The sequence below is a fragment of the Spirosoma luteolum genome (assembly GCF_054778875.1).
The window spans coordinates 223,759-234,721 of sequence record NZ_BAAGZE010000020.1; the positions used below are offsets into that span (position 1 = coordinate 223,759).

Consider the following 10,963-nt stretch of genomic DNA (forward strand, 5'->3'; position numbering starts at 1 on the left):
ATGGGAAGAAAAGGGTATAGCCCCGAAGCAAGGCACTACTTCCCTGTAATGACGAAACCCGCCAGTTGCTTCCATGCCCGATTATACACATTACACCTTTGATGAATTTGTACTTGACCACCAGTTTCAGCAATGGGTATTGAAAAACACGCCCGCTGACCAGGTTTTCTGGAATGAGTGGCTTCAGGCGAATCCTGATAAAGTGGATTTAGTGCTGGCGGCCCGCCAGTTCGTCAGTCAGATGCAGCAGGCGCATGAAGAACTATCGGACGAAGAGGTTGCCAGCGAAGTAGCGCGGATACGCGACAACCGGCAGAAAGCGCAGGACCTGCATACGATTCCGCCCCCACGCTTACCGACCCGATTTGTACAATGGGCGTGGCTGGCAGCGGCTACGGTTTTAGTTGGGTTGGGTACGCTGGTCTATGTCTACACACAGCACAACGCAACACCGCTGGCTTCGTACCAGCATACCATTGAAAAGCAGGCGGGAACACTGCTGCAGCGACAGAACACCTCAAACGCCAGTCAGCTGGTCCGTCTGCCCGATGGCAGCAAGGTTACGCTCTATAAGGGCAGCCGGATCAGTTTTCCGCGAGCGTTTACGGCTAACCGGCGCGACGTTTTTCTGGTCGGTGAGGCTTTCTTCGAGGTGGTGCGCCGGCCCAGACAACCGTTCTTTGTCTATACCCATCAGCTAACAACGCAGGTTCTGGGCACCAGTTTTACCATCCGTGCCTTTCCGGATGATGCCGAAGCGAAAGTGATTGTGCGAACCGGGAAGGTATCGGTTTTCAAGACGCCGGCCAGCGGTGAAATCGGTGAGATCGCGGGGAATGAACCGGCCCTTATTCTGACCCCCAATCAGCAGGCAACGCTTCAGGCCAGCGATCGCCAGCTGGAGCGTTCGTTAGTGGCTTTACCGGAACCCGTGCTGAGCCCTACCAGCCAGACGCGGCCCCTTGTATTCGAGCACACGCCGGTGGTTTCGGTGTTTGAGCGACTCGAAGCGGCCTACGGCATCATCGTCAATTACGACGCCGAACTGCTGGCCGGGTGCGAGCTGACGGCTGAATTCGGATCCGAGTCTTTGTTTGAAAAGCTCGATTTGATTTGCCGGGCAACGAATTCAACATACGAAGTGGTTGACGCTCAGATCGTCATTCACAGCAAAGGATGTCGATAAATGGGCTGCGCCACTGAATTTCCTCATCAACATAACCGAACACGCATGCTTTCCAATACCGCGGCCCGCCTACCCTGACCAGCGTGCCGCCCCCGGTTCCAGCCGGGCTGACCTTCACCCTCTACAGCCTTTTTCGATTCCTCCAGGGACATCCGGTTCCGCCTGGATAAGGATGTCTTGTGCCAACCCAAACCGGTATTTATTCTAAAACTATGCAAACCAATACGAAACCAAGAATGATTTTCGCCAGGATCATCCGAATAACCTGCTATCAGCTTTTTCTGATGGCCTGGTTCTCGAGTCTTGTAGTAGCGCTGGACAGTAAGGGCCAGGAGATTTTAAGTCGACCCATCTCCGTCACGATCGAGAACCAGCGGGTCGAACAGGCCATCAAACAGATTGGCAAACAGGCCTCTGTGCGGTTTGTGTACAGTCCGCAGATTATTCGCTCGGATCGAAAGGTTAATTTGACGGTGCAGAACAAGTCACTGGCCTCGGTGCTGAATGCGCTGCTGTCGCCCCTGCAGGTCAGCTACGAAGTGGTTGGTTCGCAAATCATTCTCAGCAGCAACAGCACCAGTCAGACAACGACCGCTCCGGCCGTGAAAACCGACGCGCTGGCCGCGGCAGCACAGACCATTACGGGTGTAGTTACCGACGAAAAAAACCAGCCTTTGCCGGGGGTTACCGTTGCGATCAAAAATACGATGCGCGGCACTACCACCGACGCAGCCGGCAAGTACTCGCTGGTGGTGCCAGACGAAAGCGCCGTTCTGGTTTTCTCCTTTGTCGGTTACGAACGGCTGGAAGTTACGCCCGGCAAACAAACCACGCTGAATGTGCAGCTGAAAGGCGAAGCCCGCGGTCTGGATGAGGTAGTTGTGGTTGGATACGGTACGCAAAAACGGGCAACGCTGAGCGGATCGGTGGCTACTATCGACAACAAAGTATTTCAGGACCGGGGCGTTGTCGATAACCCCTTATCGGCCCTGCAGGGACAGGTGCCGGGCGTTATTGTCACGCGCAACTCAGCCGCACCGGGTCGGGCCAGCTGGAATTTCCAGATCCGGGGCGCCACGTCGACCAACAGTACCGAACCCCTGATTCTGATCGATGGTGTGGCGGTCAGCAGCCAGAGCGCCCTGAACTCGATTAACCCCAACGACATTGAGAACATGTCGTTTCTGAAAGATGCCTCGGCCGCCATCTACGGCGCCCGGGCCGCCGGCGGGGTTGTGCTGGTGACCACCAAACGGGCCAAAAGTGGGAAAACAACGATTCAGTATGATGGCTCGGTATCCCAGAAAGTACTGGGGCTGCAGCCACACCTGGCCAATGTGCAGCAGTTTGGTCAGGGCCTGGTAGACGGTACGACCAACGATTTTTACGGTACGCCCCCAACCACGTTTCTCTGGTACAGACTCGGCCAGCTGATGCTGAATCCGCCGGCGTCGGGCTATATCGATTACACGAACAATGGCACCATATCGCCGGCCAACAATCCGCTCAACCCAGGCTTCGGCGATGTAAAAGACCAGGTTATCCTAAATACGAACTGGGTGGATGTGCTCTGGGGAAAAGCCACCTCGACCCAGCATAACCTAAGCCTCTCGGGTCGTAGTGAGCGTGCCGGCTACCGCCTGTCGCTGGGCTATCTGAACGATGGCAGTCTGCTGCAATGGGGCAAGAACGCCAATAGCCGCTACAACATCCGGCTCACGCATGATTACCAGTTCACCAACAAACTCAAGCTGGAAACCAACATCTCGCTCGAAAAAAACGATATCGTTCAGCCAACGCTGATCAACGCCGTAATGGGGCAGTATCAGCAGCCCGGTTTTCCGGTATCGGCTCTCAATGGTATGCCCTACTCGTGGGGCACCCAGTACAGCCCAAACTGGCAGGCTGAGCTGGGGGGCGAAAACAAGGAGTATAACAACCGCGTGTTCACCAACGTCCGGCTGAGCTACCAGCTGAACAAAAACCTGAGCCTGGTGGGGCAGGCTGGCTACAACTGGACGGCTACGGATATTAAGGAACAGCAAAAAGTAATTCCCTGGTACAATTATCTGGGTACCATTCAGGCGGCCGATAACCCAACCCGGCAAAACTCCTACTATTTGCGCCGATTGGTAAAAGATGCCTACGCCACCCTGAATGCCTACCTGAACTACGCCAAAACCTTTGGCCAGGATCATGATGTAAGCGTGACTGTGGGTACCAACTATGAGCGTGACGAAGCCAACGCCTATACGGCCCGCACCAATTACATTGCCAACGACAATGTTCCTTCGCTGAACCTTGGCATTGGTGATGCCACCACCAAAAGTGTTACCGAAAGCCAGAGCCATTATGCGATCGGCTCCTACTTCGGGCGTTTCAACTATGCCTACCAGCAGAAGTACCTGCTGGAGCTGAATGCCCGCTACGACGGTTCGTCGAAATTCAATGCATCGAACCGCTGGCAGCTCTTCTACGGCATTTCGGGCGGCTGGCGCCTGTCGCAGGAAAACTTCCTGAAAAATCTGGCGTTCATCAACGACCTGAAACTACGGGGCTCCTACGGTACGGTGGGCAACCAGAGCGGCATTGGCCTCTACGACTACATTCAGCTGCTAAACATTGCCGCTACCAACGGGCCCACCAGTGCAGGTCTCCCCATCATTGGCACCAGCCCCGTCGTGACCGTAGCGCCAACAAACAACCTGGTTAGTCTGAACCGCACCTGGGAGCGCATCGAAACGACCAACTTGGGCCTTGATTTTTCGGTTCTCAACCGCCGTTTGTCGGGTAGCTTCGATTACTTCGTCAAGCACAACCGGAATATGCTGCTGGGTCAGACATTTCCGGCCGTGCTGGGCGCTACGGCCCCCGCAGCCAACATCGGCCACCTGAAAACCTGGGGTTGGGAAGCGGCCCTGAACTGGAATGACCGGATCGGTCAGGTAGGGTATCGACTTGGAGCCAGCCTCACCGACAACCAGAATATACTGCTCAATTATGGTGGTTCGAACGTGCTGAACCAGGGTTTCAACAGCGCCGTAGAAGGCTACCCCCTGGGGTCGTACTTCGGCCTTGAATATGCAGGCCGGATTCAGACGGCCGAGCAACTGGCAGCCGCCCGGGCGCTGGCACCCGGTAATAATATCCGGATGCCCCTGACGACGGCCACGCTGCCGGGTGTACGCCTTGGTGACAACAGTTTCCGGGATCTTAACGGCGATGGTAAACTAACGGTACCGGGCGACCTGAAATACCTGGGGCGCGACGATCCGCGCTACAGCTTCGCGCTGAATCTGGGTGCCGACTGGAAAGGATTCGACTTCATGGCCGTTTTCCAGGGAGTTGGTCAGCGCACCATTTTTCGGGAAGGTAACTGGCGGGTACCGTTCGGGTCGGTTTTCCAGGGGCAGACTGATTTCTGGGTAGGTAACACCTGGACACCCACCAACACCGATGCTTACTATCCGATTCTGTCGGCCAGCCAGAACGCAACTACCTACAACCTGTACAACTACCAGATCTCCGACTGGGCCGTGGAAAATGGCTCGTATGTTCGACTGAAGAATCTGGCCGTGGGCTACACGCTGCCGGCCGGTATTACCAAACGGCTCCGGGTCGATCGGCTTCGGGTTTATTACTCGGGTAACGACCTCTGGGAACTTTCGCACATCCGCGATGGCTGGGATCCGGAAGCTACGCGCAACGTTGGTCGAGCCAATAACGAAACCACCTTCACGCGTTACCCATTCTTCCGGCTTCATACCGTGGGCGTCAACCTCACTTTCTAATTACCTGACTTCAGGCCGGGCCACCCAACCCATTGCGGCCCGGCCTGAACCCAACCAAACGAACGATGAAATCCTTTCGGAAAATTTATCTCTTGCTGCTGGCGGGTACGCTGACCCTCACCCAGAATGGCTGTAATAAAGCCCTGGATCTGGACCCGCTCGATCAGCTCTCAGACGCGGCTTACTGGCAATCGCCCAACGATTTCATGCTGGCCGCCAATCAGTTTTACACCTACGAGCGGTCGTTTATCGATGTGCTCTACGACGTAAACGGCACCACCCAAAACTACCACACTGATTTTAAGAGCGATTTTCTCTCAGGCCAGAATGCTTTCAGCCGGGGGCTGAATACCGTGCCGACTACGGATGCCAACTACAACGCCAACTACAGCCAGATCCGTACAATCAACTACATGCTCGGCAAGGCCAGTGCCTACGCCGATCAGGCCAGCATTGCCAAGTATGTAGCCGAAGCCAAATTCTTCCGGGCCTATGTCTATTTCGATCTGCTGCAGATTTACGGTGGGGTGCCCATCATCAGTAAGCCCCTGGCAACCGATGCGCCGGAGCTGCAGGCTCCGCGCAACACGCGCGACGAAGTGGTCGATTTTATTCTGAAGGACCTTAACGAAGCCATTGCCGCGCTGCCCGCCAAAACCGCCCAGAACCAGGCCACCGAGCAGGGTCGGGTCAACCGGGAAGTGGCCCAGTCATTCCTGGGTCGGGTTGCGCTGTACGAAGGCACCTGGCAGAAGTTTCGCAACAATGTGAGCCGGGCCAACACCCTGCTCGATGCGTCGGTAGCCGCCAGTGGTGCCGTTATCACGGGCGGGCAGTACCAGCTCTTTGCCCCGGCCGCCCTTGGCGATTCGGCCCAGAAATACCTCTTCATTCTGGAAAACCAGAAGTCGAACCCAGCTAACATCACAAAAAGCGCCAACAACGAGTATATTCTGGCCAATCGCTATGACTGGACAATCCGTCAGATTCGCCAGAACGTTTCGCGGCAGGCGCAGGTATCACCTACCAAAAACTTTGTCAACCTGTTTCTGTGTCAGGATGGGCTGCCCATCGAGAAGTCGCCTTTATTCAAAGGCTACGCAACCATGCTGTCTGAGTTCCAGAATCGTGAAAACCGGATGCGGTACACGCTGAAAGTACCGGGTGGGTATTATTGGTTTGGCATCAACAACCCCCGCGTCGACTGGACCAGCGGGCCAGCCGATCGGGCCACGGCTTATGCGTCGCCCTTCAAGTTATACGCGAGTGGGCTGGGCGGCTACGCCGGTCAGAAATGGATTACCGAGCGGGCTGTACCCGACAATGAAGAAGCGTATGATTACCCGGTGATCCGCTACGCCGAAGTGCTGCTCAATTACGCCGAGGCTGTGTTTGAACGAACCGGCTCGATCAGCGATGCCGACCTCGATAAGTCGCTCAACCTGGTTCGTAACCGCGTAAACAAGGCCATGCCTAAACTAAGCAACGCCTTTGTGCAGACCAATGGCCTGGATATGCGGACTGAGATTCGCCGGGAGCGGAGCGTCGAACTGTTCAACGAGGGTTTCCGGCTCGACGACCTGAAACGGTGGGCGGCTGCCAGTGAATTGCAGAAACCATTGATCGGGATAAAATGGACAGGAACGGAATATCAGTCGCTGTGGCCGGCCCTGGCTTCTGCCCCTAAAGATGCGGAAGGGAATGTCATTATCGACGGCAGCCGCTCGTTCAGCGACAAAAACTACCTGCTTCCCATACCTACCCAGCAAATTCAGCTGAACCCCCAGCTTACCCAGAACCCAGGCTGGTAATCACCCCAATTTTTCAAGACAGCCAGATCAAGGCCATTCTGTTTACGCATTACGCAGACGCAGGATGGCCTTGCCTGTTTCTACTACACCTTTAGCCTTCCCTTTTCATGAATTCAGTATGTTCCGTCAGCAGCCGGGGTAAGGGCCTTATTGCCCGTCAATGGCTTGCTTATTTCCTGATTCTGGCTCTATGCACAACGCGTGCTGTTTACGGCCAGCCTTTTGAACATCCCGGTCTGCTCCACAAACAGGCCGACTTCGACCGGATGAAACGTAACGTCGGTGCCGGTGCCCAACCCTGGAAAGCGGGCTGGGATGTACTGGTCGCCAATGCGAATTCATCGCTGACCCGGGCCTTCACCAATCCGATTCCAGCCACAGTTTACCGCGGTTTCGACGGGACCAACCCCGAGAACTACGCCCCCCTTTTCCGGGATGCGGCTGCCGCTTACCAGACCGCTCTCCGCTGGAAAATTTCGGGCGACGATGCCTACGCCGACAAATCCATTGCCATTCTGAACGCCTGGTCGGCCGGTATGACGGCTATGGGTGGCACCGATAAATTTCTGCTGGCGGGTCTGCAGGGATATCAGCTGGCCAATGCGGCCGAGATTATGCGCACTTACAGCGGCTGGGCACCGGCCGATTTCACCCGTTTCAAGGACTGGATGCTGACCGTCTGGTACCCGATGAACCATGATTTGCTGGCCAACCATACCGGAGCCTGTGCCAGCCACTACAATGCCAACTGGGATTTGTGTAACATGGCCTCTGTACTCAGTATAGGCGTGTTGTGTGACCGGAGAGATATTTACAATGAAGCGGTCGACTATTTTAAAAACGGCGTTGGCAACGGGGCCATCAGAAATGCAATACCCTACCTGCACGGCGACCTGGGTCAGTGGCAGGAAAGCGGTCGCGATCAGGGGCATACCCTGCTGGGGGTAGCCCTGGCCGGTGCGTTCTGTGAAATGGCGTGGAACCAGGGCGACGATCTGTACGGCTACGATGATAACCGACTCCTGAAAAGTTTTGAATACATCGCTAAATATAATCTGGGCTACGAGGTTCCCTTTACTACCTACCGCAACTGCATCGGAACAGTGCACACGGTTGTTTCGGAAGACGGACGGGCCAGCCTCCGCCCGGTCTGGGAACTGGTGTATAATCACTACGTAAATCGGAAAGGGCTGTCGGCTCCCTATACAGCCCGCTTTGCGCAGGTTGTGCGGCCGGAAGGCGGAGGTGGCAACTACGGGCCTAACAGTGGTGGCTACGACCAACTTGGGTTCGGTACGCTGACAGCCTCGCTCGAGGAACCTGCAAAACCCAGCAGCCAGGCAATCACGTTCCCGGCTATACCGGCTAAGGAATTTAATTCGCCCGACTTCTCTCCCGGGGCAACCGCCAGTTCCGGCCTACCTGTGGTTTATTTCAGTACGAACCCAACCGTTGCGTCGATCAATGCCGATGGCACAGTTCATATTATCAAACCCGGCACCACCACGATTATGGCGCAGCAGATGGGCGACGGCCAGTACAGCGTGGCGCCCATCGTGTCGCAACTCCTGACGGTCAATCAGATTCCGGGCGCCGTCGACGGAACCTGGTCCAATACAGCCGGTATAGTGACGACCACGCTTTCATCCGTGGCAGGCAGTGCAAACCTGACCTGGCCTGGCCAGACATTTACCGTCGGCGATTTCGTGCGGCTGACGGGCACTGTTCCCGGCGGTTTTACGACCAATACCAACTATGCGGTTGTGGCGGTAAATGGCTCAACCATTCAGCTTTCGCTGCGGCCGGGCGGAGCCCCCATCGTAGCGAGTACTGCTATTACGAACGGAACGGGCAATCGATTCATGAAATGGCCGACGGCAACCAACTGGACAAATTCAGCGGTACCGGGGGGCGCACAGGCGAACGCTACCTTTGGAAGCACCAGTTTCGGCAGCATCGGTGGCGTGCAGCTGGATGGCAATGTCACCATTGGCACCCTCACCTACGCATCGAACGGTACTGGGGAGCTGACCCTGGCGAGTGGCCTCAATGGCGGCAGACTAACCTTTCAGGCGTTGTTGGGTTTGCCCACCATCACTATCATCAATACAGGCGCCCGTAAACTGTTTATGGGCAATGCGAATTCGAATTCGAGGATACTGCTAAACGTTGCCGGCACGCAGGGTCTGAAAATTACAACACCTGTCTACGCCAGCAGCAGTTCCTACGCCGGCCTGCGGATTCAGCCAGCCATGAATTGGGACGACTTTCGGGGCGGCCTTACGCTGGCCCAGGGTACAATTGAACTGCATAACCCAACCACAAGCACTACCGAGGCAGACAACGTGATGCTTCCTCCGCTCCGGCTGTCAATGGGCACCGAGGCAACCGCGTTACTTTTGTTTAATGGAGCCTCTACTGCCAGCAAACAAACGATCGGTGCGCTCGATGGCACCTCAGACGCTTATATCGCATCCCGAACAAACCTTACCAATGGAACGCCCACCCTGCTGATCGGTGCCGACAACCAGGATGGAACGTTTGAAGGCACCATCGGTGCGGGCCCAACCACATCCGTTACGGATAAAGGACGGATAAACCTGGAAAAAACCGGTACGGGCACGCAAACGATCACCGGACCGATCCGAAACGGAACAACAACGGTTGGCGGCACCCCCTACTACTCGACCGTCACGGTCAGCAATGGCAACTTGATCTTAGCTGGCGCTAACGATTATCAGGGATCAACAACGGTCAATGGCGGAACGCTGGTTGTTAATGGTACGCTGGCCAGTCCGATTTCGGTAAACGGAGGAACGCTGGCCGGAACCGGGACCACCAATAGCGCCGTAACGGTGAAAGCAAATGCACGAATTGCGCCCGGCAACTCGGTAGGTACGTTCACAATGACCGCAACGCTGAGCCTGATGGCCAACGCAACCTATCAACTGGAACTGAACAGCGACGCTGGCACTGCCGACAAACTGGTAGCCAATGGGGTATCGCTCGACGGCGCCATACTGAACATCCGGAACGCAGGCAACGCAACGAGTCTGCCCGTGGGCACGAGGTATGTTATCATCGATAATACATCGAACGAGGCCGTGAGCGGAACGTTCAGCGGCTTAGCCGAAGGCAGTATTGTCACCGCCGGGGCGCTTCGCTTCCGAATCACCTATGCCGGCGGCACCGGCAACGACGTTGCCCTGGAAGTTGCCAGACAACTACAAACGATAACCTTTGCTGCGTTACCGGCAAAGACCGTCGGTGATCCTGACTTTACGCCCGGTGCCAGTGCCAGTTCCACCCTGCCCATACACTATACCAGCTCAAATACAGCCGTCGCTACCATTGTAGACGGCCAGATCCATATCGTAGGGCCGGGCACGACCACTATCACGGCAGCACAACCCGGCAATGCAGCCTTTGAAACCGCAACCCCGGTTAGTCAGCCCTTCACCGTAAGTGCACCGAACCAGGCCCCGGTGTTTGTGTACGATGATGGCGCAACGCCCGTCAACGGATCGACCATCCAGGCCACGGTCGGGACGCCCGTATCCATTGCCGTCAAGGCTTTCGACAGCGATCCCGACATGCTGACGCTTACGGCAATGGGGGTACCCGAGGGGGTCATTGCCACAAACCCGTTGCCCGCTGTCGGCAACCCTGTGTCGACGAGCTTATCCTGGACACCTGCATCAGCCGGAACGACGGTACTGGTATTCACCGTCGACGACCCGACTGGCAAACAGGTGTCGACGACTGTAACAATTAACGTCAAAGCCCAGGTGACAAACCAGCCACCGATGTATAACGGCCTGCTGACCAGTCAAAACGCGGTTGTGGGTGCGCCCTTCACGTACGTACTACCTGCCGGAACATTCACCGATGCCGATGGCGACCCGCTAACTTATTCGGCAAGCAGTTTGCCGGCGGGCCTGACCCTGACCGGCAACACCCTTTCGGGTACGCCAACCAGCCCGGCTGGTGCTCCCTTCGTGGTTGTTATCACGGCAACCGATCCTGGTTTACTCGTTGCCACCGGTAGTTTTACGCTGACCGTCAACCCACCTTCGACCGCCCCGTTTGGCTTTGCCGGCATAACCGAAGCCAGTTGTCAGGTGCTCAGCACGCACGAACGCCAGCTGACGTTTACGCCCCGGTACACGGGCACC

General features: G+C 56.2%; 4 protein-coding genes. All 4 read left to right on the forward strand.

Going from position 1 to position 10,963, the window contains the following annotated elements; all coding sequences use genetic code 11:
* Positions 1-73: 73 nt before the first annotated feature.
* Positions 74-1,186: a FecR family protein gene (locus ACYVAC_RS18215; protein ID WP_461099204.1), complete on the forward strand. Its 1,113-nt coding sequence runs from the start codon at positions 74-76 to the stop codon at positions 1,184-1,186.
* 236 nt (positions 1,187-1,422) lie between these two features.
* Positions 1,423-4,977: a TonB-dependent receptor gene (locus tag ACYVAC_RS18220; RefSeq protein ID WP_461099205.1), complete on the forward strand. Its 3,555-nt coding sequence runs from the start codon at positions 1,423-1,425 to the stop codon at positions 4,975-4,977.
* 65 nt (positions 4,978-5,042) lie between these two features.
* Positions 5,043-6,788, forward strand: coding sequence for a RagB/SusD family nutrient uptake outer membrane protein (locus ACYVAC_RS18225; RefSeq protein WP_461099206.1), 1,746 nt, complete (start codon positions 5,043-5,045; stop codon positions 6,786-6,788).
* Positions 6,789-6,895: 107 nt separating this feature from the next.
* The coding region (locus ACYVAC_RS18230) for an alginate lyase family protein (RefSeq protein WP_461099207.1) at positions 6,896-10,963 on the forward strand (4,068 nt) is incomplete at its 3' end.